General features: G+C 56.5%; 19 protein-coding genes and 1 pseudogene. 11 read left to right on the forward strand and 9 right to left on the reverse strand.

Annotated features, from left to right (window positions below; translation table 11 throughout):
- Positions 1-25: 25 nt before the first annotated feature.
- Positions 26-556: a type 2 periplasmic-binding domain-containing protein gene (locus tag B5F35_RS04240; protein WP_087238383.1), complete on the reverse strand. Its 531-nt coding sequence runs from the start codon at positions 554-556 to the stop codon at positions 26-28.
- Positions 557-709: 153 nt separating this feature from the next.
- Here B5F35_RS04240 and B5F35_RS04245 point away from each other — a divergent pair, with 153 nt between their 5' ends.
- The 5 genes from B5F35_RS04245 to B5F35_RS04270 all read left to right on the forward strand — a co-directional run bounded on the left by B5F35_RS04245 (position 710) and on the right by B5F35_RS04270 (position 6,589).
- Positions 710-1,882 carry a Gfo/Idh/MocA family protein gene (locus tag B5F35_RS04245; RefSeq protein ID WP_206424005.1) on the forward strand — a complete coding sequence of 391 codons (1,173 nt, stop codon included), beginning with the start codon at positions 710-712 and terminating at the stop codon, positions 1,880-1,882.
- A 212-nt stretch (positions 1,883-2,094) separates the two neighbouring features.
- Positions 2,095-3,387 (forward strand): glycoside hydrolase family 27 protein, encoded by a 1,293-nt coding sequence (locus B5F35_RS04255; protein ID WP_206424006.1) that lies wholly within the window; start codon positions 2,095-2,097, stop codon positions 3,385-3,387.
- 43 nt (positions 3,388-3,430) lie between these two features.
- Positions 3,431-5,347: a glycoside hydrolase family 127 protein gene (locus tag B5F35_RS04260; RefSeq protein ID WP_087238388.1), complete on the forward strand. Its 1,917-nt coding sequence runs from the start codon at positions 3,431-3,433 to the stop codon at positions 5,345-5,347.
- A 260-nt stretch (positions 5,348-5,607) separates the two neighbouring features.
- On the forward strand, positions 5,608-5,811 hold the full coding sequence (locus B5F35_RS04265) for a hypothetical protein (protein WP_087238390.1): 204 nt from the start codon (positions 5,608-5,610) through the stop codon (positions 5,809-5,811).
- Positions 5,812-5,899: 88 nt separating this feature from the next.
- Positions 5,900-6,589 carry a response regulator transcription factor gene (locus B5F35_RS04270; RefSeq protein WP_087238392.1) on the forward strand — a complete coding sequence of 230 codons (690 nt, stop codon included), beginning with the start codon at positions 5,900-5,902 and terminating at the stop codon, positions 6,587-6,589.
- Positions 6,590-6,600: 11 nt separating this feature from the next.
- On the opposite strand, the gene B5F35_RS04275 is transcribed toward B5F35_RS04270, so the two are convergent.
- Positions 6,601-8,265: a hypothetical protein gene (locus B5F35_RS04275; protein WP_087238394.1), complete on the reverse strand. Its 1,665-nt coding sequence runs from the start codon at positions 8,263-8,265 to the stop codon at positions 6,601-6,603.
- Between the two features lie 31 nt (positions 8,266-8,296).
- Here B5F35_RS04275 and B5F35_RS04280 point away from each other — a divergent pair, with 31 nt between their 5' ends.
- Positions 8,297-10,279: a sensor histidine kinase gene (locus B5F35_RS04280; protein WP_087238396.1), complete on the forward strand. Its 1,983-nt coding sequence runs from the start codon at positions 8,297-8,299 to the stop codon at positions 10,277-10,279.
- Between the two features lie 69 nt (positions 10,280-10,348).
- On the opposite strand, the gene B5F35_RS04285 is transcribed toward B5F35_RS04280, so the two are convergent.
- The 4 genes from B5F35_RS04285 to B5F35_RS04300 all read right to left on the reverse strand — a co-directional run bounded on the left by B5F35_RS04285 (position 10,349) and on the right by B5F35_RS04300 (position 16,227).
- Positions 10,349-12,721: a SpoIIE family protein phosphatase gene (locus tag B5F35_RS04285; RefSeq protein ID WP_140401142.1), complete on the reverse strand. Its 2,373-nt coding sequence runs from the start codon at positions 12,719-12,721 to the stop codon at positions 10,349-10,351.
- Positions 12,722-12,842: 121 nt separating this feature from the next.
- Entirely contained in the window at positions 12,843-14,768 is a 1,926-nt protein-coding gene (locus tag B5F35_RS04290) for a CotH kinase family protein (protein ID WP_087238400.1), read from the reverse strand.
- Entirely contained in the window at positions 14,765-15,433 is a 669-nt protein-coding gene (locus B5F35_RS04295; protein ID WP_087238431.1) for a DUF4956 domain-containing protein, read from the reverse strand. Before B5F35_RS04295 ends, B5F35_RS04290 begins: the two co-directional genes overlap by 4 nt.
- Positions 15,434-15,483: 50 nt before the next feature.
- On the reverse strand, positions 15,484-16,227 hold the full coding sequence (locus B5F35_RS04300) for a polyphosphate polymerase domain-containing protein (protein WP_087238402.1): 744 nt from the start codon (positions 16,225-16,227) through the stop codon (positions 15,484-15,486).
- A 223-nt stretch (positions 16,228-16,450) separates the two neighbouring features.
- Here B5F35_RS04300 and B5F35_RS04305 point away from each other — a divergent pair, with 223 nt between their 5' ends.
- The 5 genes from B5F35_RS04305 to B5F35_RS04325 are packed head-to-tail and all read left to right on the forward strand — an operon-like array spanning position 16,451 to position 21,277.
- Positions 16,451-17,155 carry a hypothetical protein gene (locus B5F35_RS04305; RefSeq protein WP_087238403.1) on the forward strand — a complete coding sequence of 235 codons (705 nt, stop codon included), beginning with the start codon at positions 16,451-16,453 and terminating at the stop codon, positions 17,153-17,155.
- A gap of 52 nt (positions 17,156-17,207) precedes the next feature.
- Positions 17,208-18,401, forward strand: a complete 1,194-nt coding sequence (locus B5F35_RS04310; RefSeq protein WP_087238405.1) for an aminotransferase-like domain-containing protein — start codon at positions 17,208-17,210, stop codon at positions 18,399-18,401.
- Positions 18,402-18,442: 41 nt separating this feature from the next.
- Positions 18,443-19,444, forward strand: a complete 1,002-nt coding sequence (gene trpS, locus B5F35_RS04315; RefSeq protein ID WP_087238408.1) for a tryptophan--tRNA ligase — start codon at positions 18,443-18,445, stop codon at positions 19,442-19,444.
- A gap of 44 nt (positions 19,445-19,488) precedes the next feature.
- The gene (locus B5F35_RS04320; RefSeq protein WP_087238410.1) at positions 19,489-19,809 is read left to right on the forward strand and encodes a cupin domain-containing protein; all 321 of its coding nucleotides are present in this window, start codon (positions 19,489-19,491) and stop codon (positions 19,807-19,809) included.
- A gap of 49 nt (positions 19,810-19,858) precedes the next feature.
- Positions 19,859-21,277 carry an alpha-L-fucosidase gene (locus B5F35_RS04325; RefSeq protein ID WP_087238433.1) on the forward strand — a complete coding sequence of 473 codons (1,419 nt, stop codon included), beginning with the start codon at positions 19,859-19,861 and terminating at the stop codon, positions 21,275-21,277.
- A gap of 826 nt (positions 21,278-22,103) precedes the next feature.
- Here the strand turns inward: B5F35_RS04325 and B5F35_RS04330 are convergent.
- The 3 genes and pseudogenes from B5F35_RS04330 to B5F35_RS19565 form a co-directional block, all read right to left on the reverse strand.
- Positions 22,104-23,021, reverse strand: a complete 918-nt coding sequence (locus tag B5F35_RS04330) for a hypothetical protein (protein WP_087238412.1) — start codon at positions 23,019-23,021, stop codon at positions 22,104-22,106.
- 128 nt (positions 23,022-23,149) lie between these two features.
- Positions 23,150-23,620, reverse strand: a pseudogene (locus B5F35_RS04335) (transposase); the annotation flags it as partial.
- Positions 23,613-24,341 (reverse strand): flagellin N-terminal helical domain-containing protein, encoded by a 729-nt coding sequence (locus tag B5F35_RS19565; protein ID WP_442856424.1) that lies wholly within the window; start codon positions 24,339-24,341, stop codon positions 23,613-23,615. The pseudogene B5F35_RS04335 and the gene B5F35_RS19565, both read right to left, overlap by 8 nt.
- Positions 24,342-24,506: the final 165 nt, after the last annotated feature.

Below are 24,506 nucleotides of genomic sequence, written 5' to 3' on the forward strand. Positions count from 1 at the left end.
TCCTTTTTCTGTAAAATGAATGGCGTCAGCCCATGCTTGCCAAATAGTTATCAAATGCGGTTTGCCGGATTGTGAGATTCTGCGACAGCCCGGAATCATACACAGACTGCACATAAGCATCCCACTCTGCGTCGATATCCCTGGAGGAATCCGTCACCCACGCGGACCAGGTCTGATCCGTCAAATTATCGATATTGGCCTGATTCATAGCCAGTGTATTGGTGTCCGCTTCACTGTACTTCATAAAAGCCTGAGGATAGATATCCCCGGTTTCCAGATTGTCAAACACTTCGTTGTATACTTCCTTTTCCTCCACAGCTGCCAGCAGATCCACGCCCACGGTCAGCGGGAAATCAGCGGAAAGATAATAGGGACCGAAATCGGACATTGCATTGGTCCATCTCCAGGTACCGGGATCCATGGAAGGATCCGCAGGCGGCAAAACCTCATAAGTACCGTCCCCATTGTCTTTCACGCAGCCATCCACATCGTTCATTCCTCCAAAAACGACCTGCATACTGATTTTCTCATCGTAGAAAGCGTCTATGAACTTCATAGCTGCTTCCTTATTTTCACACTGGGCGCTCATGGCAACACAGTTTTTTCCATAGTTGAGATCGTAATAGTCATTGGTCAGAGATATTTGATTGAAGGAATTGCACTGACTGGCATGAAAGCATGATGCAGCAAAAAGATAGGAGAATGTCTTTTGAAAAAACTAAAAATTGGTATTGTGGGCCTGCGGTTTGGCGGTGAATTTGCTGAAATCTACAAGGCACACCCCGCGGTTGAAAAGGTTGTGTTATGCGAACAGGATGCGGCCCTCCTGTCTGAATACGCCAGCGTATTCGGTTATGACGAACTGTTTACGGACTACGACCAAATGCTTCAAACCGATTTGGACGCGGTTCACATTGTCACCGGGATCCCTTCCCACCACGAGCTGACGGTAAAGGCCCTGCGCGCCGGAAAGCACTGCGCCTGCACCGTCCCCATGGGAGTCAGCCTGGAGGAGCTTTTTGATATCATCCGCGCACAGGCGGAAAGCGGCAAACAATATATGATGATGGAAACCTCCATTTACACCTTTCAATGCTTCTATGCCAAAAAGATGCTGGAGAAAGGAGAATTCCAAAACATCCAATATATGAGGGGGATCTACTTCCAGGATATGGACGGCTGGCCTGCGTACTGGACAGGGCTTCCGCCCATGCACTACGCCACTCATGCCGTCTCTCCCCTGCTCTATCTGAGCAAAGGCATTCCGGAAAGTGTGATCTGTCTCGGTTCCGGAAAGATGGATCCCAGGCTTCAGGAAAAATACGGCAATCCGTATCCAATTGAAACAGCCACCGTCCAGTTCCGGGATCAGCCGTATGTCGCCGATTTGACCCGTTCGCTTTTTGAAACAGCGCACGAATATGTGGAAGGCTTTACGATTCTGTCCGATCGAGCCTCTTTTGAGTGGAACGTGGAAAACGAACCTCCGCGCATCAGTGTATTCCAGGAAGGAAAGGACTGCACCAACATGGGCTCCCGCGGGCGCAGAATTCATACCTATGACGCACACTGTGAAAATATGGAAGAGCTCTTGCCAAAAGAAATTCAGGAATATACCCGTCATTGCACCATTCTGGATCCCAAACACCCCCATAATTCCATCCAACAGGGAGGCAGCCACCACGGTTCCCATCCCCACATGGTACATGAGTTCCTGTCCAGTATTTTGGAAAACAGAAAACCGGAAACGGATGCGGTCACCAGCGCTTATTGGACTGCTGTAGGAATCTGCGCCCATCTTTCGGCCACGCAGAACGGCGCACGGATCCCTATCCCTGACTTTGAAGAATTTTCAGCCCAGCTGTCCTCCCATACTGTGTAAGCCGTTTCACACGTTTTTAGGAAGAAAGAATGAAATTTATTTTCAAGAAACTATAACAAAAATTCAAAAATCCTTTGTATTCTTCATAAATTCCATATTGATGAAAATATTTGATGAATTTATAATGGAGATAAAGCTCACTTGTATGGATCAGAGCACAAATACCATATTGGGGAAACGCATCCCCACTCAAATAGGGAAGGAGTTTTATCATGTTCATCAAATCCAACAAGGTTGCCCAAACACCTCCGATGGGGTGGAACAGCTGGGACTGCTTCGCAGCCAACGTGACGGAAGATCAGCTCATGGCAAACGCGCGCTATATGCGCGACCATCTCAAGGATCACGGCTGGCAGTACGTTGTGTGCGACATTCAGTGGTCGGAGCCGCTGGCCGGAACGGAGGAAGGCGAATACCGCCCCTTCGCGACGCTGTGCCTGGATGAGTACGGCCGTCAGATCCCGGCGGAAAACCGCTTCCCAAGCAGCGCGGGCGGCAAGGGCTTCGGGCCGATCGCGGATGAAATCCACGCGATGGGGCTGAAATTCGGCATCCATATCATGCGCGGCATTCCGCGTCAGGCGGTGCATGCCCATATGCCTGTCCTTGGGACAGAGGTAACGGCGGAAAAAATCGCCAGCCCGTTCTCCATCTCCAAATGGAACGGCGACATGTACGGCGTGGACGCGTCGAAACCCGGCGCGCAGGCCTATTATGATTCCATTTTCCAGCTTTATGCCTCCTGGGGTGTGGACTTTGTGAAGGTGGATGATATCTGCAACACCAACCTTTACATCGACAATCTCTACTCCGCAAGCCGTGAGGTGGAGATGATCGCCAAAGCCATCCAGAACTGCGGCCGCGATATGGTGCTGAGCCTTTCCCCCGGCCCCGCTGTCATTGAAGAAGCTTGGCACCTGAAAACCTATGCCAACATGTGGCGCATGACGGACGATTTCTGGGACAAATGGGAACCCCTCAAGCACATGTTCTTCCGCTGCGAGCTGTGGCAGTCCCATGTCGGCCCCGGCAGCTGGCCGGATTGCGATATGCTCCCGCTGGGCAAAATCGGCATTGGCTTCCGCAACCCGCGCATGACGAATTTCACCAAAGACGAACAGCGCACCATGATGACGCTGTGGAGCGTGTTCCGTTCCCCTCTGATGGTGGGCGGCGATCTGCCCCAGAACGATGAATGGACACTTGCGCTTCTGACAAACGACGAAGTGATCGCCGTCAATCAGCAGGGCGCAAACCCGCGCCTGCTCGAAAAGACGGAGGACTTCCGCCTGTGGGCCAGCGACGCTCCCGACGGCGGGCTGTATCTGGCCGGCTTTAACCTCTCGGAGGAAGAAAAGTCCTTCCCCCTGCCGCTGGGGGATCTGCAAAAAACAGGCGCCGCAGCGCGCGACCTGTGGGCCCGCCGCGATCTGGGAACAGCTCCCGGAGAAGCGGTCATCCCCGCGCACGGCAGCTTCCTGTGGAAGCTGGCAAAGCCGGATTGAGTGGGCTTCGTGTTTACGATGAAAAGAAAAGGAGAGAAAACCCATGATAAAAAAGCAGCTTCCCTCCGTTGACCTTACAAGGGTATCCATTTCCGATCCTTTCTGGTCCAAGGTACAGAATCTGGTGACGGATGTAGTCATCCCCTACCAGAAGCAGATTCTCGAGGACGCGGTCCCCGGCGTGGAAAAGAGCCACGCAATCGAAAACTTCCGGATCGCCGCGGGGGAACAGAAGGGCGAATTCTATGGCATGGTATTTCAGGACAGCGATGTGGCCAAATGGCTCGAAGCTGTGGCCTATTCCCTTGTCATCCATCCCGACGAGAAGCTGGAGCGCGAGGCGCTGGATCTGATCGCCCTTGTGGGACGCGCGCAGGAGCCGGACGGTTACCTCAACACCTACTTCACCGCCAAGGAGCCGGAGCATAAATGGCAGAACCTTCAGGAATGCCATGAGCTGTACTGCGCGGGCCATATGCTGGAAGCCGCTGTGGGTTGGTATGAGGCAACCGGCAAGACGGAGCTGCTCGATATCATGCGCAGGAACGCAGATCTGATTTGCAGCCGTTTCGGCAAGGATAAGCTGCGCGGCATCCCGGGCCACGAGGAGATCGAGATGGCTCTGGTCCGCCTGTACCGTATCACCGGCGAGAAAAAATATCTCGACACAGCGGGCTATTTCCTGGAGGAGCGCGGCACGGAACCGAACTATTTCAAGGAAGAAAGGGCAAAGCGGGACTGGGAGCACTGGGGGATGAACCCGGACGATCGCGAATATGCCCAGAACCACGCGCCCGTCAAGCAGCAGGACAAAGCCGTTGGCCATGCCGTGCGCGCGGCCTACCTCTATACCGCCATGGCGGACTATGCCTCCGAGACAGGCGACGAGGAAATGTATGAGGCATGCAAGCGCTTGTGGAGAAACATTGTGGACTGCCGGATGTATGTCACGGGCGGCATCGGCTCCACGGTACACGGCGAAGCCTTTTCCGTGGACTACGAGCTGCCGAACGATCTGGTATACGCGGAGACCTGCGCCTCCGTTGCAATGGCTTTCTTCGCCCGCCGCATGATGGAGATCGAGCCGAAGGGCGAATACGCGGACATCCTCGAAAAGGAGCTGTACAACGGCATCCTCAGCGGCATGCAGCTGGACGGCCGCCGCTTCTTCTACGTCAACCCGCTGGAGGTCGTTCCCGGCGTATCCGGCAAGCTGCCGGAATACAAGCACGCTCTGCCGGAGCGTCCCGGCTGGTATGCCTGCGCCTGCTGCCCGCCGAACGTGGCGCGTCTCGCAACCTCCATCGGACAGTATGCCTGGGGAGAAAATGAGGACACCGTCTATGCCCATACCTATCTTGGCGGCAAGGTCTCCTTCCGCAACGGTGCGGTCATCTCCTGCAAATCCTCCTATCCGTGGCAGGGGAACATCCAATACACCATGGAAGCGGATAAGGAATTTACCTTTGCCATCCATATTCCGGGCTGGTGCAAGAACTGGTCGCTGCATGTGAACGGACAGGAGCAGCCGGAACTGCGCGATGGCTACGCCTATCTGCACCGTGCCTGGAAAGCAGGCGACGTGGTGGAGCTGACCTTGAAGCTTGAGCCGAGAAAGCTGTATGCCAACACGAACGTGCGGGCCGACGCAGGCTGTGTGGCTCTCGCAAGAGGCCCCATCGTTTACTGTTTCGAGGAAAAGGACAACGGCACGAAGCTGTCCGCCCTGCGCATTCCGCGCGGCGCGGCGATCCGTGAGGAAACCTGCATCGAGGAAAAGCTTGACGGCATGACGGCCCTCACCCTTTCCGGCGTGCGCGTCACCTCCGGCCCCGCTCTTTACAGCGAGGAACCGCCGAAGGAGGAAACCGCCGCTCTGCGCGCTGTGCCGTACTTCGCCTGGGGCAACCGCGGAGCAGGTGAAATGCGCGTCTGGCTGATAGAAAAAGAAGGCTGCTGAAAAGAGCAAAGCGTTTTTTCCGGATTGTACCGCTTCGGTAAATAACAAAACGCTCTGCCTGCATCGCATAAATCTTTTTGACATAAAAAAAGGAGACGATCCTTTCTTTTGGGAAAGAATCGTCTCCTTTTTCGCATTTTTCTATAGGTATTGGCGGAAAAATCACTTTTTTATCACTTTTTGTCTATTTTGTTGAGGATGCTGCTCATTTTTCTTATCATAAGAAGCAGAGGAGACAAACGGAAAGTGAGGTGAGCGGCATGAAATTTTCCCACCGACAAGGCGATCCCTGGCTCTTTTGGCTGATCCGGATCGCAATCGGGCTGGGATTGGGGATTCTCTCCATTGTCTGGCTCCTCCCGCTCGCCTATGCGCAGAGAGGATATCGTGCCTTTGGCGGGGAGATTCTGCTGATTCTGTTTGTTTTTCTGCTTCCTCTCTTTATTCCAAGTCTCCGTAAATAACCGCTGCCCAGGCTTGTCTGAACTGTGATATAATAAGCGCAGACGCAGCGCGGGCCAAAGAAAAATTCTGCTGACAGGAAGGGATGCTATGTATCGGATACTGCTGGTGGACGACGATCCGCACATCCAGACAACAAATGAAGCTTACTTGAAAAAACAAGGCTACCAGGTCTACCGGGCGGACGACGGCCACTCCGCCCTTGCCCTAATCCAAACCGCCGAGCTGGACGCCATTGTCCTGGACATGGATATGCCGGGGCTGGACGGCGTGACTCTTTGCCGGCGCCTGCGCGAAACCAGCAGCGTTCCCGTCATTTTCCTGTCGGCTTACGCCAAAACAGACGATCGGATCCGCGGCCTGATGGCGGGAGGCGACGATTATCTCGGAAAGCCTTATTCCCTTGTGGAACTGGAGCTGCGCCTGCGCCTGCGTATCCAGGGCAGGCAGAACGTCCTTTCCTCCGCGGTTCTCTGCTTTGACGAGCTGGAGATTGATCTGGGGCTTCGCGAGGTACGCTACAACGGGGAACGCATTTCCTTTCCGCCGCTGGAATTTGAGCTTCTTGCCTTTCTGGCACAAAATCCTGGACAGGTATTTTCCTATGAACAGCTCTATGACCACGTGTGGAAATCCCCTCTCAACCGGGGACTGCACAACATGCAGGTCTGTATGGCGCGGGTACGCCAGAAGCTGAAACGGATCTGCCCCAAACGGCAATATATTGAAACCATCCGTCAAAAGGGTTATCTGTTCCGGGGGGAACCGGAAACAAACTGAGCCGTATAGGGCTACGCTTTCCGCGAATGCCTGATCACCAGCGCGGCAGCTCCCCCGGAGACCGCAAGCCCGCCCAGCACAAGCAGCATCTGCTGCCCCGCAGAAAGTGCGCCCGCAGGCTTTTGAGCCTGCTCCGCCGTTTCCGTCTCCACGGGATCAGGCTCGGAATCCGCCGTCAGCAAAAGCGGTTCTTCCAGGATCTCCTCTTCGGGGGAGACGGCGGCTTCCTCTTCACCGGCCTGTGCCTGATCCCTCTGCGCGGCCATGTCCAGCACAGCGGCCGGCTTCGGAGCCGGGGATTTTTCCCCTTCCGCATCCTGCACAGAGGCGGGAATCTCCAGCGTTTCCGCCTGCTCCGCCTCTGAACCGTCTGTCCCGTCTGCTTCCGGATCGGCTGGCGTTTCCTCCGTGGATCCGGTACTTTCCTGAGACGGTTCTTCTTCTCCCAAATTATCCTGACCGTTATCAATGGGGAGCGGATCCCGATCCAGCGGCAAGGGATTGACGGCGCCGCCCCGGTTTCCTCCCTGATCCGCCGATTCCTCCTGCGGAAGCAGGAAGCTTTCTGTTGACCAGAAATGATCCTCTGCCTCATTGGTTCCTCTGACACGGTACCAGCGCGGTGTGCTGTCCGGTACCTCAAAGACCGCAACCGGGTTCCCGTTCAGATCGGTTGAAAGGGTAAAATCCGGCTCCTCCCACACCGTCCATGTCCTTCCCTCGTCCTGTGAGATTTCTCCCCACAGCCTGTCCAGCTCATCAGGCAGCTGTCCGAGCACGAGCTGGGCGGCAGCCGCCTCTTTTCCGGACCAGAAGGCATCTTTTACGATAAGCTCATCCAAACGATACCAACGGACGGAAACAGACGGCGGAACCTCGGAGGGAATCGGCGTGCCGCCGGCATCCACACAGCTTCCCGTCAGCGTCCATTCGCCGGAGGTTCTCCCGTCATAGCCGGACAGATCCCAGGCCAGCGCAACCTCCTTCCACTCCTCCTTCCCGTTTTCCTGCACATAGGCCGTCAGGGAGGAGGGCAGAGCCTCCATGGTCAGCGGTGTCCCCTCCTCCAGCCACACATCCTTGAGCGGGCGGTTTTCGTTCTCCACAAACGGCGTGCTCCACTGCACCAGATCCTCCGGCAGATCCATCCCCTGCACCTTCACAGATGCGCCGGGATCCTGAAGGATCAGAAGCCCCTCGCCCTGTAAATTCAGCTCCACATCCGTCAGAACGAGGGTTCCGCCCTCCCTGACCACGATCAAGGGCTCGTCGGACAACGCCGCGTGCAGTACCGGGCTGGCTTCCTTGTCGCTTCCGATCGCAAAAGTACCGATTTTGAGAAAAGCCCCCTTTTCCACCACGATGGGACCGTCCAGATACACATCCAGCGTTCCGGGATACATGCCCTCCTGAAGATAGGGATTTCCCGCAAAGTCTGCGGAAAGCGTCTCATAGGTGCGCATCTCTCCCTCTTCCAGGATTTCCGGTCCCAGATGCACGGTGTGCTGCGTCGCACCGTCGCCGGGCTGCCCGCCGTCCGAAGGCCCTCCAATCAAAGGGGGATCCCCGCCGGAATCGCGAAATTCCAGAGCGCTGACAGGGAACCCGATTTCTCCGAGCACCCCTAACCACAGGCAGATCAAAACGAGGACAGCAGCTGCTTTCCGGTACTTCATCCTGCGATACTCTCTCCTTTTGAGGTGAAATATGAAAAACGAACGATGGCGCAGCCTGCTGGTTCTGCTCCTCCTGCTCATAGCCGGAGGATCCGGCTTTCTTCTCCTGCTGCGCTGTGACAACAAATATACACAGGCCCTCCCAGCCGCTCCGGGAATCAACCTGCTTCAGGAGGATCCCTCCCAGCCTGCTTTTCTGGTGGACGGCTGGGAATACTATCCGGGCGTTTTGCTGGATCCGGAGGAGATTTCCTCCTCCCAGGCCGGTTTTCTCTCTGTCTATGTCGGGCGGTATCCTAACTTTTCCGAGCAGCTTGGCTCTCCCTTCGGCGAGGCTACCTACCGCCTGACCCTGCGCAACGAGGGAGAACCCGTCCCGCTTGTCCTGTATATCCCGGAGCTGCTGTGCGCGGGAAAAATTTACATCGCGGGAACCGAGGCGGGAGAGCTGGGCAGCATCGATCCGTACCGTCCTCTTGCGGCCGACGGCTTCTACGCCTTCACCGCCGGGGAAGAAACGGAAATTGTCATCCAATGTGTCAACTACACGCACTATTATTCCGGCCTGTACTACCCTCCCGCGGTCGGGACGGCGGAGGGGATTTCCCACCTGGTCACAACGCGCCTGGCGGTGTACGGCTTTCTCTGCTTTGCCCCACTGGCTGTCGCGCTTTCCAACCTGGCTCTGTGGGCCATGGGGCGTGAAAAGCTGTCCCGGAGGATGGGGCTTCTCTGCCTTTGCTCCTCCCTGCGCACCGCCTACCCGTTTCTCCATGCGCTCGGATTTCCTCTGGTGTGCCTGCTGTACTCCATGGAGGACGCCTGCGGCGGCATTGTCCTGCTGTGTGCCATGCACATCGCGGGGGAATTGTCGGGGGCTGTAAACCGCTGGTATCATCGTCAGCTGGCGATACCAGCCGCCGTAGGGATGTGCACCGCTTTTGCTGTCTTTCCTGCGCTCATTTTACCATATGTGCCTTCTTTCATCAACCTTTACGGGATCGTTCTTTTCATTTATAAAGCCTTATCCGGCGCATATTTGCTCCTTCTGGCCGTGCGCGCCCTGCGGACGGGCGATCCGCTCAGCCGCTTCCTGCTGTTTGCGGCCGGGCTGTACGGTCTTTCCCTGACCGTTTCCACTCTCACCATCAACTCCTTCGAGCCCGCCCGGGGCGCATGGCCGGAAGAATACGGCGGCTTCCTGCTGACCTTCGGCTTCGCCGCGCTGATGGTCCGCCGCAGCATCCTGCTCTCACGTGAAAACCAGCGGCTCACCTGCCATTTGCAGGAGGCCGTGGATCGCCGCACTCACGCGATCGAAACCCTTCTCGCGGAGCGCCGGGAACTTCTGGGCAGCCTGATCCACGATCTGAAAAACCCGCTTGCCGCCGTGAAAAGCTACGCTGAGCTTGTGCGCAGCGGCGGGGTGGCGCTGGATCGGGAAACCGCCGGATACCTGGACGCGCTCACGGATCGGGTCGGGGCCATTGAGGAGCGTTTTTCCTTCCTGCAAAGCTTTTCACGGGGCGAGCGCGGCGCGTCAGCCCTGCAAACCTTTTCCCTCTCCGGTTTTCTGCGGGAATTCTATGAGGATAACCGTCCCGATATGGAGCTTTCAGGGCAAAGCTTCCATCTCGCGCTTTGCCCGGGGGAGCTTTTCCTGCGCGGGGATCCGGAACGCCTGCGCGCCGCTCTCGAAAACCTGTGCTATAACGCGCTGTCTTTCACGCCCAAGGACGGGACCATCACTCTGTCTTTGGAGCAGGAAAACGGGATGGCCGCTGTCCGCGTGAGCGATACAGGCGCCGGAATTGCTCCGGAGGATCTCCCCCATGTCTTTGAACGCGGCTTCACGCGCCGTCCCGAGGGGGAGGGGATGGGTCTGTTTATTGTGCGGACCATCACACTCGAGCACAGCGGAACGGCGGAGGTTTCCTCCTTGCCGGGCCACGGCAGCGTATTCACGCTCCGGTTCCCGCTGAGCGCTCCGGATTTGCCCGAAGAAAACGCATAAAAGGACGCGCTGTGCGGAACATTCCACACAGCGCGTCTTGTTTCGTATCAAATTCCGCCCTCACCCCCTTTATGCACATTCGCAGTCCACGGGGCGCTCGGGCGCTTTGAGCTGGAGCACCATCACCGTCACATCGTCGTCGTGACCGTCGCTGCGCCGGGCGATCGCGCCGGACACAAGCTCCTCGGCCAGCTCCTGCGGGAGCGAGCCGGAAAAATCCTGCACCGCGCTGAGCACCCAATCGTCGCCCGCGGCCACTGCCCCGTCGCTCATAAGCACGATCAGATCCCCGTCCCCCAGAACCTCATCGCGCCGGGAGAAGGATGTTTCATTGAGAATCCCCACCGGCAGGGAGGGCGCGTCCACCCACGCCGCTCTCCCTTTTTTGCGCACAATGGACGCGGCGGCTCCCGCTTTATAGAAATCGGCGGCTCCGCTGAAACGGTCGAGGAGAACCAGATCCAGGGTGGCGAGCGATTCATCCCCCGACTTCGCGATCAGCGCCGAGTTGACGATTTGCAGAGCGGCCTCCGGACCGATCCCGGCTTGCAGCAAACGCGACAGGATGCCGCTGGCCATCGCCCCGTCCACGGCGGCGCGCCCGCCCGATCCCATACCGTCGCTCAGAACGGCAGCCTGTCTTCCGAAGCCGTCGGGGAAATATTCAAAGCTGTCCCCGCAGAGTGTCCCATTCCCGCAGATGTGCTGGGAAAATCCCGTGGCAACACGGTAAACCGGCTTTTCGCTCATCTGAATCCGACATTTCCCCTGCGCCGTGCTGACACAAGGCAGCTCAAACGCTTTCCCGCACGCGCGGGAAACCTCCTTCACAATCTCATTGCGGCTCAGACGGCTTTTCTCCCCGCGCGCCGCCTCGGCCTCCACCGTCATGCGGCCGAAGCGATCCACCCGGCAGCTCACATCCAGCGGCAGAAGTCCCATGGCACGCAGCGATTCCGACACGCGCCGCGCGGCCGCGAAGTCAAACCGCTCATAAAGCTCCAGCTCCCCCGCCATATCTTCAAGCATCCGGCTCACCGTGCCGAACTGTCCGGCGACAAGCGAACGAATCTGCGCCAGCCGCCGTTCCGCGGCCTCGCGGACGGTAAACTCCGAATAGTTGCGGTTGATGTTGGCAATCAGTTCGTTGACACGGGCGCAGTGGGAGGAAAAATGATCCGGCAGGTCCTGCCGTGTCACACGACCGTCGCGGCGGAGAGCCGTGGTGAGCGAATTGAATGCGTCGATGGTGCGGGTATAACGCTGCCCCCAGCAGTACAGGTGCAGACTGCACCCCGCGCAGGTCTCCTTTTCCAGACGCTTGTACACGCCGTTGATATCCGGCGCGCAGGTAAAGGCCAGCTTGCGCGAAACCTCCTCCACCGATTCGGACACACCGCCAAGCGCCTTGGACGCATAATCCAGCTTCATGATCACGGTACGGCGCAGCGCATCGCTTTTTGTCAGATCCTCACGGCGCAGGAAAAGCCCCGCGATCATGCCGCCCAGCTTCGCGGGAAGCGCCAGATAGACCGCTCCCGCCGCCGCGGACTCCACCAAAGCCATGAGCGCCGCGGACTGGTTCCCCACCTGCAGGGAGGCCACCGCGCCCGAGAGCGCGAACACCACCGCCGAGGCCAGGCGGCCCAGCGGAGAAAACAATCCCGCCATCAGGCCGCCGAGAGCGTAAGCGCCGGAGAGATACGTCAGACCTGTGGTGGAAAGGCTGAACAGCACGCCCGCCACAATGCCCGCCACGGCTCCCCCCGCCGCCCCGGCACAGCGCGCGGCGAACAGGATGATCAGGCAGGCCAGGATCCGTCCCACAGACACGCCCCCCACCGCCAGACCGGAGAGCGGCAGGATCAGAAGGCCGCCCGCAAACGTCAGCCCCGCGGCCTCCTGCCCGGAGAGCGGCTTTCCCGCCGCCGCGCGCCGCACGGCTCCCTCCGACTGCGCCGCGAAATACGCCGCGCCCGCCCCGAGCACCGATTCCGCAAGGTAGACGGCGATCGTCGATACGGGGGAACCGTTCACAAAAGCCATCGCCATCCCTGTGGAAAGCAGCGGAAGCAGCGCCGTGAGCGGAGCAAAGGCCGGGTGCGCGCGCAGCTTGGCCAGATCGTTGACTGTCCAGCGGATTGCCGCCGCCGCCAAAATGGCAGCGAGGTAACGCACAGGGGACTGGGCCTGACCCGGCAGAAGCGTACCCGCCAGCGCCCCAATCATCGCCGCGGGCAAATACCGGTATGGGCAGGCGGCCACCGCCGCCGTGCCGAACGGTGCACAGCGGGAAAACACGATCCCGCGCGCATACAGCAGACCAAACAGGAAAACCACCGCATGCTGCGCCGCCTCCCTGAGTCCCGGAAGAGCCAGCCCTGTCAACTTCTCCGCGAAAGCAGCCATTCCCGGCAGTTTCCGCCCTTTCGCCACACTCACGATACCACTCCTTACTTTTGACACGTCTTGTCCTTCTCCATTCCTTGTGAGACCAGTATACAAGGCGTGCTCTTGATTTTCTGTCGCATCGTGATGGTGAATTCTGGAAAAAAAACGACGTTTATTTTGCCCGTCCGCGCTGCATCCGGCGGCGCGGCCAAAGAACGGCAAGCAGCACACAGAGCCCCGCTCCCGCAAAAGTCACGGCAAGCAGGAGGGGATTCCCGCTGCCCGCGGCGCCAGCGGCGTCCTGCATTCCGGGCGGAACCATTCCGCCGCCCTGGCCGCCTCCGCCAAAGCCGCCCCGGCTGCCGCCGCGCCCCATAAACATGCCCGCCGTCTGCTCTGCCGCTTCCTGCGGTGTGCTGTTCTGCCCGCTGGGTGCGGAACCGTCCGGCAGAGACATCGTATCAGGTACAGCCTGCGATTGTGATGCCGTTTCACCGGATTCCTCGCCAGGCTGCTGTGCTGCCCCGGCTTTGGGGAAGGTCATCTCACCGCGTTCCATACCGCCCATGCCGCCGCCTCCCTGCGTTCCCATCGTTGTCAGGGAAAGATCGCCCGCGTCGATCAGCGCGCTGGAATCGGCTTCCTGGCCCTCCGTGGTGGAGGGGATCGAGCCGTTCAGCTGCCCCTCGATGCTCTGGGCGCGGAGCAGACCGAATTCCTTGAGCGCTTCGACTCCCGCCTGATACTCCTCATAGGTGTAAAACGCGGTGGGATCGTTCTGGATATATGGGCTGATCCGATTGTCAATGGTGCGGATCGTGCTGAGGAACAGCCCGGAATTGAAATACTCGTCCAGAATCTCCTGCAAATACGCATGGTACTGCTCCTGGTATTCCGGGACAGCCAGAAGCTGGGAAATCAAGGGACGATCCTCCATGGATACGCCCGATACCGGCGTGTCGATCGGGAAATTGACCGCACTCTCCGCGCTGCCGGACTGGAAACCCGCGAAGGAGAGGTTATAGTCCCAGGGCAGGATACTGAGCTGTCCTTCCTCCTCATACAGATAATAGTTGTGCTCCATCGTGCCGAAATAGCTGTCCAGATTGACCAGAACCGCGTTGGCCGCAATGTAGCGCAGCACCTCGTCAACATTGATATACTGTTCCAGATCCTCCCCCTCGCTCAGCGCACGCAGCGCTTCGATCACTCGCTGGCGGTCGGTACTGGTGGAATCGAAAACGGAGTTGTCAAAAATTGCGGAATAGCTGCTTTCGTCATCGTCCGTATAGATCAGATCCCCGCCGGAGCCGGACATGCCGCCCATCCCGCCGCGATCGCCCGCGAAATCCTCACGATCCGCGAGATCCGGCGGCGTCTGCATTGCCCCTGCGCCTTCATCCGCGTTCTCCGGTGCGGCCATCCCATCGGGAAGCTCCCCGGCTTCCCCACGATCCATTCCGCCGCCGCCCACGGAGCCTTCCACCTTGTAGAGCTGGCCGTGATCCAAACCGTATACGCGCTCCGCAAAGGAATCCTCCAGCGCCTCGATCGCCAGATACAGGCCCCATTCCTCACCGTTGACCGTGATATGCGCATAGCAGTACAGCGGGGACGGGACACCTATTTGCGTGAGAAGCTGGTAAGAAAGATATTCCTTCATCCAGGTGGCATCGCTCTGAATGTTGTTGACCACAAACTTATCCAGTCCTTCGCAGGTCTGGCCATCCACATAGTGATCCATTTCAAACTTGAAGCTGAACCGATCGCTGTCGCTTGAGGCCACCGTTGTCAGGCTGGTGTTGCCCTTTGGGCGCACCCCTACATTATAATAGGTCGTACCGTTCACCGTCAGATCGCAGGAAATGTACTCCTCGGCCAGAGCGTTGTCGAGCATTTCCTGCCAATCGTCCTCGTCGACGGAGATATCGATCTCCATCACGGAGAAGGGATCAAACAGATCCGCATAGGAGACCGCGGCGGAACCTGCGTCCGTCACTCCGATTTTCTCCGGGCAGACGGCGAGCAGCGTCACCAGCAGCACGGCGGCCGCCATTGCCACGGCGGCCAGCCTGCCCAAATATTTCGATGTACTCATGACATATACTCACCGTTGTAGCTGACCAGCACCGCGCTGCGCACGCCTGGCAGCACCGCCGCCTCGTTAACCAGCTGGGAAGAATCGCCGGGCAGGCGGACTTCCACCGTCAGCTCCATGCCGTCCGGCGAGACGGTCTTGGACTTGAGCTGGTATTTTTTGGCCTCTTGCTGCACAGCCTGCATCACCGGCTGCTCCGACTCATTCCCGCAGGTCACAACAAGCAGATACGGTGTGTAGCCGCTGCGGCGGTTCGCGAAGGCCAGCAGGATCACACCGATGAACAGAGAGCCGAACACTGCCAGCGGCAGCAGCCCCGCGCCCAGGACAATCCCTGCCGCAATCGCCCAAAAGAGAAACGCGATATCAAGCGGCTCCTTGATCGCCGCGCGGAAACGGACGATCGACAGCGCGCCGACCATACCGAGCGACAGCACCACATTCGACGTGACCGCCATAATCACAAGCGTGGTAATCAGCGTGAGGGCCATCAGAGACAGGCCAAAGCTTGCGGAATACATCACACCGGTGAAGGTTTTGCGGTAAATCAGCAAAATAAAAAGCCCCAGAGCAAGCGCAAGGACAAGGGCAATCACCATGTCAAGCGGGGCAAAGGATTCCACCTGCTCCAGAAAGCTGGATTTGAAAATATCATTGAAAGTCAACGCCAATCGCATCATTGCAAACTCTCCTGTCTCTATAAAATGAAAAGAACTTATCCGAACCGGCGGCATACCGCATATTTGGAAAAGGCGGCTGTGCGCCGGTTCGGAAGCTGGACCAGATCCCGGACGAAATCCGGGAGGAAGGCGTCATACTTCACCTCCAGCACGGCCTCCGCCGCCGTCGGTTCCGGCACGCCGGGACTCAGGAAGCGCTCCGGCGACAGCCCGGCACGGATATCGGAATCGAGCGTGACCCGGATGTTCCCCGGCTGCCAGACGAAAGCCTCCCTTTCATAATCAACCACTGTGCGCGGGCGCAGCTGCTGCGTGCGGATTCCCCGGAGCAGCTCTTTGCACAGCGGGCCGCCCTCGCGCAGAGCGTCATAGTCTCCCCGGAGCACGGCACGGCACATGGCTTCCGGCATCGGCTCGGACAGCTTTGCGCACAGGCGGATCAGCTTGGACTTTTTTTCAAGGTGCAGCATGGAGCATTCCCCCTGGTAAAACCGGATCCGGAACTTCTCGCGATACGGAGCGCCTTCCAGCTTCTCCCTCAGAACCTTGTCGTCCGCGTTGTCAAAATACAGGCTGCGGACACGGTAACGCCCGTTATCCCCGTGCGGATCGGCGTGAAGAGCGGCGCGCAGGCGGCTGCGCAGTATCACGCAGTCCATCGGGCTGATCTCATGCTTTTCCTCGTGACGAAGCGCTCCCGCCGCATTTTTCTCAGGTCCCGCACGCGACTCCGTTCGCAGGTTTTTCGTTCTTCCCCTGCAAGGTTCCCACACTTTCATGCTGTTCCCTCTTTTCTATTGGAAAGTTCCCGTCTTAGACAGGCCTGTTTTTTTCAAGGAATGTATTTTATTTTATCCATCCTTTGTGACGGTTATCTGAATTTTTCCTGAAAGTTGCCTGCAAAACGTGGGTTCCTCCTTGTGCGGCTTGAAAAGATCTGCTCTGTATGATAAGATGAAAACAAATTTTCAAATAAAATTTCCCGACAGGAGGTCTGTCATCATGTTAAAACGATTCCTTTCTCTTTTCCTCTGTCTCTGCCTTGCAGCTGCGGCATGCGCCTGCTCTTCTGAGAACGGCGCCTCCTCCGCCGCTGTTTCTTCCGCCGCCGTTTCCTCGGAAACGGCGCAGTCCTCGGAGCCCGCAAGCCAGGAGCCGTCCTCTGCACCGGAGTCCTCCTCCACACAGGATCCCTCCGCATCAGCCGGGGAAACCCCGGAAACGTCTGCAAGCACACAGGCCAAAAGCGAGACTGCCGCGGAGGATGCCGAAACCAAGACGGCAACGCTGTATATCGGTATGGACGGGCAGTTTCAGGAATTTCCCGTGGAGTACAGCGGAGAACTGACTCCGCTCTTTCTCGTCGCGCAGATCAGTGAGCTGACGGGCTGGAACCTGGATCTGGCGGACGAAATCACTTCCGGCAAGGGCGGCATGACGGTCTCTTTTGCGGAAACCTCGTCCCTGGTCTCCGGGCCGCCGGAAACGCAGAACCCGGATTTCTTCGTCTATGACTCCCACCAGCTTGTGCGCACGATTCTCGACTCCGTGCAGCACACACTGCAATACAATTTTGTCGATCCCTCGCTGGGAGATCCCTCTTCCCTGGACGTCTACTTCAATCTGGACGGTGAGGCCATTGTGATCCCGGACAGCGGGGAAACCATCGATCCCTACGCACCCTACGAGCCCCAGACAGAAGGCTGACCGGCCCTCCCTCCGCGGGCGTTTCCATTTTATTTTCAGGAGGTTCTTTTCTATGGAATACAAATTTTCCGACCGTGTTCTCACGCTGAAGCCGTCCGCCATCCGCGAGATTTTCAAATACGCGGCCGATCCGTCCGTCGTTTCCCTCTCCGCCGGAAATCCCTCCCCCGAGGCCTTCCCCGTGAAGGAGATCGCGGAAATCTCCGCCCGCATCTTTGCCGAGCGCCCGATCGACGCCCTGCAATACAGCTTTACGGAGGGCTACCCCGCCCTGCGCGAAACGATCGCACAGTATATGAAAGAGCGCCACAACGTGGGCCGCGAATTTGACGGCGTGCTGATCACCTCCGGCGCGCAGCAGGTCATGGATCTGCTCACCAAGTCGCTGTGCAACGAGGGAGATGTGGTGATCTGTGAAGCGCCCAGCTTCATCGGTTCTCTCAACACCTTCCGCTCCTATCGCGCCCGCCTGCGCGGCGTCCCGATGGATCCAGACGGAATGAACATAGATGAGCTGGAACGCGCCCTCAAGGAAGAACCCCGCGCCCGCTTTATCTACACCATCCCGAACTTCCAGAATCCCTCCGGCATCACCATGAGCTGGGAGAAGCGTCAGGCCATGTACGCCCTGGCGAAGAAATACGGCGTGCTGATTCTGGAGGACAACCCCTACGGCGATCTGCGCTTCTCCGGCGAGCATGTGCCGCCCGTCAAGAGCCTGGATGAGGATGGCCTTGTGGTTTACTGCGGCTCTTTCTCAAAGGTGGTCTCCCCCGGCATGCGTGTCGGCTATGCGATCGCCCCGCAGGAGCTTTTGCAGAAGATGGTCGTCTGCAAGCAGGGCGAGGATGTGCACACCAACATCTGGAGCCAGATGATCTGCCAGGAGCTGATGACAAAATACGACTTTGACGCCCACCTGGACCGCCTGCGCGCCATCTACCGCGAGAAATCGGCCTTTACCATGAAACTGCTCGACGAGCACCTCGTCCCCCACGGCGTCACCTATCTGCCGATTGAAGGCGGCCTGTTCCTGTGGTGCACCCTGCCGGACGGCGTGGATATGCCCGCCTTCTGCAAGGAAGCTGTGCTGCGCAAGGTGTGTGTGGTGCCGGGGAATGCCTTCCTCACGGACGAAAACGAGCCGTGCCAGAGCTTCCGCATCAACTATTCGACCCCCACAAACGAGCAGCTTGAAAAAGGCATCCGTATTCTGGGCGAGCTTGCCGCGGAGGTCTGCCGCTGAACGGCTTTTTCGTCACTTATCGCATTGGAGGAGGATTTTCCATGGAAACCGAACGCAAACAGGTTATTTTCAGCGCTATCCAGCCCAGCGGCACCATCACGCTGGGAAACTATCTCGGCGCATTGAAGAATTGGGTTGCTTTGCAGGATGATTATGACTGCATTTTCTCTCTCGCGGATCTGCACACCATCACGGTGCGTCAGGATCCCGCAAAATTCCGCAAAAATGCCCTGGAGGCTTATGCCCTCCTGCTGGCCTGCGGGATCGATCCCAAAAAGAGCATCTTTTTCATCCAGAGCCACGTTTCCGCTCACGCCGAGCTGGCCTGGGTGCTCAACTGCTACACCCAGTTCGGTGAGCTTTCCCGCATGACACAGTTCAAGGACAAATCCGCCAAGCACGCGGACAACATCAACGCCGGCCTGTTTGCCTATCCGAGCCTGATGGCCGCCGACATCCTGCTTTACCAGGCGGATCTCGTCCCTGTGGGCGCAGACCAGAAGCAGCATCTGGAGCTGACCCGCAACGTCGCGGAGCGCTTTAACGCGGCCTACTCCCCCACCTTCACCGTGCCGGACGGCTACATTCCGAAGCAGGGCGCGCGCGTCATGAGCCTTCAGGATCCAACCTCGAAAATGAGCAAATCCGATGAGAACGCCAACGGCTTCATCGCCATGCTCGATTCCCCGGAGGTCATCATGAAGAAATTCAAGCGCGCCGTCACGGACAGCGACGCCTGCGTGCGCTATGCCGAGGGCAAGGACGGCGTGAACAACCTGATGGGCATTTACGCCTGCGTCACCGGCAAGACGATGGAGGAAATCGAGCGCGAATTTGAAGGGCGCGGCTACGGCGATTTCAAAACCGCCGTCGGCGAAGCCGTTGTGGAGCACCTGCGCCCCATCCAGGAGCGTTTTTCGCAGTACATCGCGGACAAGGCATATCTGGAAGAATGCTACCGCGACGGCGCGGCCCGTGCGGCGCGCATCGCAAACCGCACCCTCGCGAAGGTGATGAAAAAGATCGGGTTCCTCCCCGGCTGAGCAGAAAGTACTCCACCATCGAGCAAAAAGGAGTTGGAAACATCATGTTTCGATTCAATCAGGACTGCATCCCCACCCCCTGCGAGCCCGGGGTCACAAGAAAAGTCATGTCCTACACCGACGATGTTATGATGTGCGAAATCACCTTTGCCGCCGGCGCACAAGGGAACGCTCACTCTCACCCCCACACACAGGTGACCTATGTAGCCGAGGGAAAGTTTGATTTTACCATTGACGGAGAAACAAAAACCGTGTGCAGGGGCGACAGTGTCCTGATGCCTCCCCATGCCGTTCACAGCGTGGTCTGTCTGGAAGCCGGAAAGCTGGTGGACGTCTTTACCCCAAAGAGAGAAGATTTTATCTGAACAAGTAAAAAAGCTGGAGAGGACTCCGGTGAAGAAAGGGAGAAAAAACATGGCGTTATCTCTTGATGAGCGTCTGGTGCAGGTGGTTCCCAGCGAACGGCAGCTTCGCCACCAGAGCATGGAATTTTACGGCTTTATCCATTTTACCGTGAACACCTTTACCGACCGGGAATGGGGCGAGGGGACGGAGGATTCCCGCGTTTTTAATCCCACCGATCTCGACGCCGCACAGTGGGCACACGCAGCAAAGGAAGGCGGCATGGCAGGTTTGATCCTGACCTGCAAGCACCACGACGGCTTCTGTCTGTGGCCCAGCCGCTACACCGATCACTCTGTGGCTTCCAGCCCCTTCCGGGGCGGCAAGGGGGACGTGGTGCGGGAGCTCTCCGACGCCTGCCGCCGGGAAGGTCTGGCTTTCGGCGTCTACCTTTCCCCGTGGGATCGCAACTGCCCGCTGTATAGAACCGGCCGCGATTACGACGATTATTTCATCGGCCAGCTGGAAGAGCTTCTGACAGGCTACGGCGATATTTTCTGCGTCTGGTTTGACGGAGCCTGCGGCGAAGGGCCAAATGGCAAAAAGCAGCAATACGACTGGGAGCGCTACTATGAAACCATCCGCCGCCTCCAGCCGAACGCCTGTATCTCCGTGTGCGGGCCGGACGTGCGCTGGTGCGGCAACGAAGCGGGACACACGCGCCCTTCTGAGTGGAGCGTGGTTCCTCTGCGGATGCGCAATACGGAAAAGATTGCCCATGACAGCCAGCAGCAGGACGATGAAGCCTTCCGGGAACGCAGCATCACCGCGGGCGATTTGGATCTGGGCAGCCGCGAAGTGCTGCAAGATGAAAAAGACCTGATCTGGTATCCCGCTGAAGTCAACACCTCTATCCGTCCCGGCTGGTTCTACCACGCAAAAGAGGATAACGAAGTCAAACCCCTGGAAAAGCTGATTGAGATTTATGAAAACTCCGTGGGAGGCAACGCCACCTTCCTGCTGAACCTTCCGCCGGACACGCGCGGCAGAATTCATGAAAACGATGTGGCCCGTCTGCGGGAGTTCGGCGCGTACCTGCGCGACACCTACGCCGTCAACCGGCTTGCGGAAGCCTCTCTTTCCGCCGACGTCTGCCGTCCCGGTTCCTCTCCGGAGCATGTGCGCGAGGATTCGCTGGAAACCTGGTTCTCCACACCGGACGGCGCGACCGATTGCCGCATCACCATGCGCTGGAAGCAGCCGATCTCTGTCAGCCGTGTGGTGATCAAGGAAAATATCCGTCTGAGCCAGCGCATTGAGCGTTTTGAATTGCTGGCCCGCACCAAGGACGGCCTGACGCCCGTTTATGAGGGAACCGTGGTGGGCTATAAGCGCATTGCTGCCTTCCCGGCTGTAGAGACGGACGAGCTTGTGCTGCACATCCTTGACGCCCGCGTTTGTCCTACAATCGCTTTTATAGGCGTTTATTGAGTCCTGCATTTACCAAAAGCCAGAATCTCCGATACACATCCGGGGGTTCTGGCTTTTGTCCAACCATATTGACGGGCAGGATTCCATTCGATACAATAAAGCCCGGAGCGAAAGCCTTGCAGATTTTGGCTGCCGTTTTCGCAAATCTATTTTGTGGAGGAATTGTATATGCCCGTTTTCCCCATCAACCAAGACTGGAAATTCCATTATGGAGACCAGCCCTCCGCCTTTCAGAAGGATTACAGGGACGACGCCTGGGAAACCGTCACTGTACCGCATGACTGGTCCGTCACCATGGCGTCTTTTTCTTCGTTGCCTCCAGCAGCTTTACAATGACCTCATCGTTGCCTGCGTCAATTGTCGGTGTAGACTAAGTTCGGAATGGGGGCGGCCTTGACCGGATTCGGGGACTACCAAGTCGCTACGATTTGGTAGTATTAATCATAAGCATGTTTCCGCCCATGTCTCATCAAGCATTTTCTTTGACAAGATGTGTTGATCGTGTGTTTACGTGTGTTTATAGGAATGTCTCTCTATGTTTTTTCAATCTGCGCAGACTAAAATCTGAGAAGGACTAAAAAGAATGGTTCAAGTGATTGCATTTATCGTAGAAATTCTTGTATTTATATGTACATGTTGGGTTGTGTTTTTTCTCTCATTTCTTGTCCACGAGTTGGGACATGCAGTTGCTTATATGGCAAAGACAGGGGATACCCATTGGCATATACGGATTGGATCCGGAAAAAGCATACTGAAAACCCAACGATTATCTATAAAATTGGCTGTTTTTGATGGAGAGTGCATGTTTGATGAAGATAAAATCAAATCAACGGCTGATGCCATCGTTTCTCTTTTGGGTGGACCGCTTTTTTCTTTTCTTACGCTCGGAATACTGCTCGGAATACGGTTGAAGTTTGGAGTTTTTGAATCTGAAATTATCGCAACAAGCGCAAGCATTATTTAAAAAAAGAGCAACCAGAAAATCCTTATCGGTAGGATGACGCAGCCGCGCCAGTTCTGTTTCCAATCGGGAAGATAATTTCCCTCTCTGTTTCCACTGCCGCCGAAGATTTTTAACGATTTCCTTGATATTTTTAAACATCACCGATTTAAATACTAAAAGATTCGGATGATCATAAAAAATTTCATTGAAGAAATCTCCACCATTGTGAGCTGCCAGCTGTGTATGCCAAATTAAGCGGTTGACTTCTCGGATTCCAATAGGTTTTACCTGATATTGACTGTAATCAATCCCAAACTCTTTTTTAAAATCGATCGGATAGCGGCTGATCTCTTCCTCAAAGAGAAATACTATTTTTTTGTCTGGAAGAAGCTGTTTAAAATTTAAGCAAGATAAGAAATTACAAAAATTACACCAATTAGTATAGTGAAGATAAATATGATTTTCTTGCCCTACCCATTCACTTTTTCTGACATTATCATTTAGGTATTCCAACTGATATTGTGAATACACATCAGAAGCCAGAATGGGTTTATCCAAATTCTTAAAAAAGTATCGGTCAATGACAGGATCATTTACATTGATATAGGAACCAAACCGGTTTTCATTTTTATAAAAAGGGATATATCCGTTATCATCAAAAGGAAAATATTGAACGGATAAGGAATCAAAATCCGGAAAATCTTTACGGAATAAAAAAGGATATTTTAAAAGTGTTTGCACATTATTTTCATATCTTTTTTTGATTTGAGCAACATTGGGGAGATAAAAAGCTTGTATCATTAGATCCATCAATTCTGCTTGAAAAAATCCTCGATTATACAAAGAAACGAAAATAGTAATGGAGACTTTATAATGGTAGTGTCAAGGATTTTTCGCAAAATGGTTTGCAGGCCCTGGCATGAATGAGGTCAACCAGCAATGGAGGCATCCTCCGGAGCAGCCTCCAGGTGCTTCATATTCATGTACTTCTTGTTGCCCCACTGGGTGCCGGCCACATGGCGTAGCCGGGCACAGACCAGCATGAGGGCAGAGTTGCCGTCCGGGAAACTGCCCACCACACGAGTGCGGCGGCGGATTTCCCGGTTCAGTCTCTCAATGACATTATTGGTCCGGATGCGAGTCCAGTGCTCGCTGGGGAAATCACAGTAAGTTAGTGTTTCTTCAATGCCGTCCTCCACCTTCCTGGCGGCCTCTTTCAGCTTCATGGAGCGCAGTTGCTCCACCACGGCTTTGGTCTTTTCCCGGGCGGCTTTCTTGCTCTCCTGGGCATGGATCGCCTTGAGCATTTTGGCTACCAGTTTCACCTTGGAGCGAGGAGTGACCGAGAACACATTGCGGTAGAAGTGGACAGTACACCGCTGGTACTTGGCTTCAGGAAATGGCACTGTTGGCAAGAGCAGCCATGTCCTTTACTGCAGCTGACGTGGAGGTAGTTGTTGCCTTCGCAAGCATAGCCTGAATTTCAGCTGCGGTATATTCTTTTGTGGCATCCAAGGTAATTGTCACACCTGTGGAAGCAACGGAAACTTTATCAACAGCTGTACCAGTACCACTAGCAATGGTTACCTTCATACCCTTCGAGCCAGCCACCTGAACCTTCAAATCCACACCATTCTTGGTAGCGGTTGCAGCAGCGCTGATCTCAGAAGTGAAAGAATTAAGCGCTGCACCATCCTGCAGAGAGCCGTCGAGCAGCTTGATGCCGTTGAAGTTGGAGTAGTCGGCAATACGATCGATCTCGCTCTTGAGCTGAGTAAACTCTTTCTCCAGGTTTGCACGGTCAACCTCGTTGTCATAGGTGCCGTTAGCGGACTGGTCAGCCAGCTCGACCATACGGTTGAGCATGTCATGCACTTCGGTCAGGGAACCTTCAGCGGTCTGCACCAGAGAAATGCCGTCCTTAGCATTCTTCTGAGCAACGTTGAGGCCCGTGATCTGAGCACGCATCTTCTCGGAAATAGCCAGACCGGCGGCGTCGTCGCCTGCGCGGTTGATCTTGTAGCCGGAAGACAGTTTCTCAAGGTTCTTGGACAGTGCGCTGGTGTTGTTGGTGTAGTTGCGGTAGGCGTTTATCGCCACAATATTGTGCTGGATTCTCATACTTCTTATCTCCTTTTCTTGAATCCTCGGACGGGTTCCTTCCCTTCCGGTTTGTTTTTATTCAATCAGAAGAAAGCTATTTTCCCCTCTCCTGCTTGAATCAACATATACCGCGGCGGCTTCCCCGGCCCGGGCCGGTTCTTTCCTCCGCCGGAACCGCTTTTC

The sequence above is a fragment of the Anaeromassilibacillus sp. An200 genome, assembly GCF_002160025.1.
Taxonomy (GTDB): Bacteria; Bacillota; Clostridia; order Oscillospirales; family Acutalibacteraceae; genus Caccousia; species Caccousia stercoris.

What these genes read in the sequence shown, in the direction of transcription:
- B5F35_RS04240 (WP_087238383.1), bottom strand. Translation starts at nt 556, where the DNA reads ATGAAGTTCATAGACGCTTTCTACGATGAGAAAATCAGTATGCAGGTC.
- B5F35_RS04255 (WP_206424006.1), top strand. Translation starts at nt 2,095, where the DNA reads ATGTTCATCAAATCCAACAAGGTTGCCCAAACACCTCCGATGGGGTGG.
- B5F35_RS04260 (WP_087238388.1), top strand. Translation starts at nt 3,431, where the DNA reads ATGATAAAAAAGCAGCTTCCCTCCGTTGACCTTACAAGGGTATCCATT.
- B5F35_RS04265 (WP_087238390.1), top strand. Translation starts at nt 5,608, where the DNA reads ATGAAATTTTCCCACCGACAAGGCGATCCCTGGCTCTTTTGGCTGATC.
- B5F35_RS04270 (WP_087238392.1), top strand. Translation starts at nt 5,900, where the DNA reads ATGTATCGGATACTGCTGGTGGACGACGATCCGCACATCCAGACAACA.
- B5F35_RS04275 (WP_087238394.1), bottom strand. Translation starts at nt 8,265, where the DNA reads ATGAAGTACCGGAAAGCAGCTGCTGTCCTCGTTTTGATCTGCCTGTGG.
- B5F35_RS04280 (WP_087238396.1), top strand. Translation starts at nt 8,297, where the DNA reads ATGAAAAACGAACGATGGCGCAGCCTGCTGGTTCTGCTCCTCCTGCTC.
- B5F35_RS04290 (WP_087238400.1), bottom strand. Translation starts at nt 14,768, where the DNA reads ATGAGTACATCGAAATATTTGGGCAGGCTGGCCGCCGTGGCAATGGCG.
- B5F35_RS04300 (WP_087238402.1), bottom strand. Translation starts at nt 16,227, where the DNA reads ATGAAAGTGTGGGAACCTTGCAGGGGAAGAACGAAAAACCTGCGAACG.
- B5F35_RS04305 (WP_087238403.1), top strand. Translation starts at nt 16,451, where the DNA reads ATGTTAAAACGATTCCTTTCTCTTTTCCTCTGTCTCTGCCTTGCAGCT.
- B5F35_RS04310 (WP_087238405.1), top strand. Translation starts at nt 17,208, where the DNA reads ATGGAATACAAATTTTCCGACCGTGTTCTCACGCTGAAGCCGTCCGCC.
- trpS (WP_087238408.1), top strand. Translation starts at nt 18,443, where the DNA reads ATGGAAACCGAACGCAAACAGGTTATTTTCAGCGCTATCCAGCCCAGC.
- B5F35_RS04320 (WP_087238410.1), top strand. Translation starts at nt 19,489, where the DNA reads ATGTTTCGATTCAATCAGGACTGCATCCCCACCCCCTGCGAGCCCGGG.
- B5F35_RS04325 (WP_087238433.1), top strand. Translation starts at nt 19,859, where the DNA reads ATGGCGTTATCTCTTGATGAGCGTCTGGTGCAGGTGGTTCCCAGCGAA.
- B5F35_RS04330 (WP_087238412.1), bottom strand. Translation starts at nt 23,021, where the DNA reads ATGATACAAGCTTTTTATCTCCCCAATGTTGCTCAAATCAAAAAAAGA.
- B5F35_RS19565 (WP_442856424.1), bottom strand. Translation starts at nt 24,341, where the DNA reads ATGAGAATCCAGCACAATATTGTGGCGATAAACGCCTACCGCAACTAC.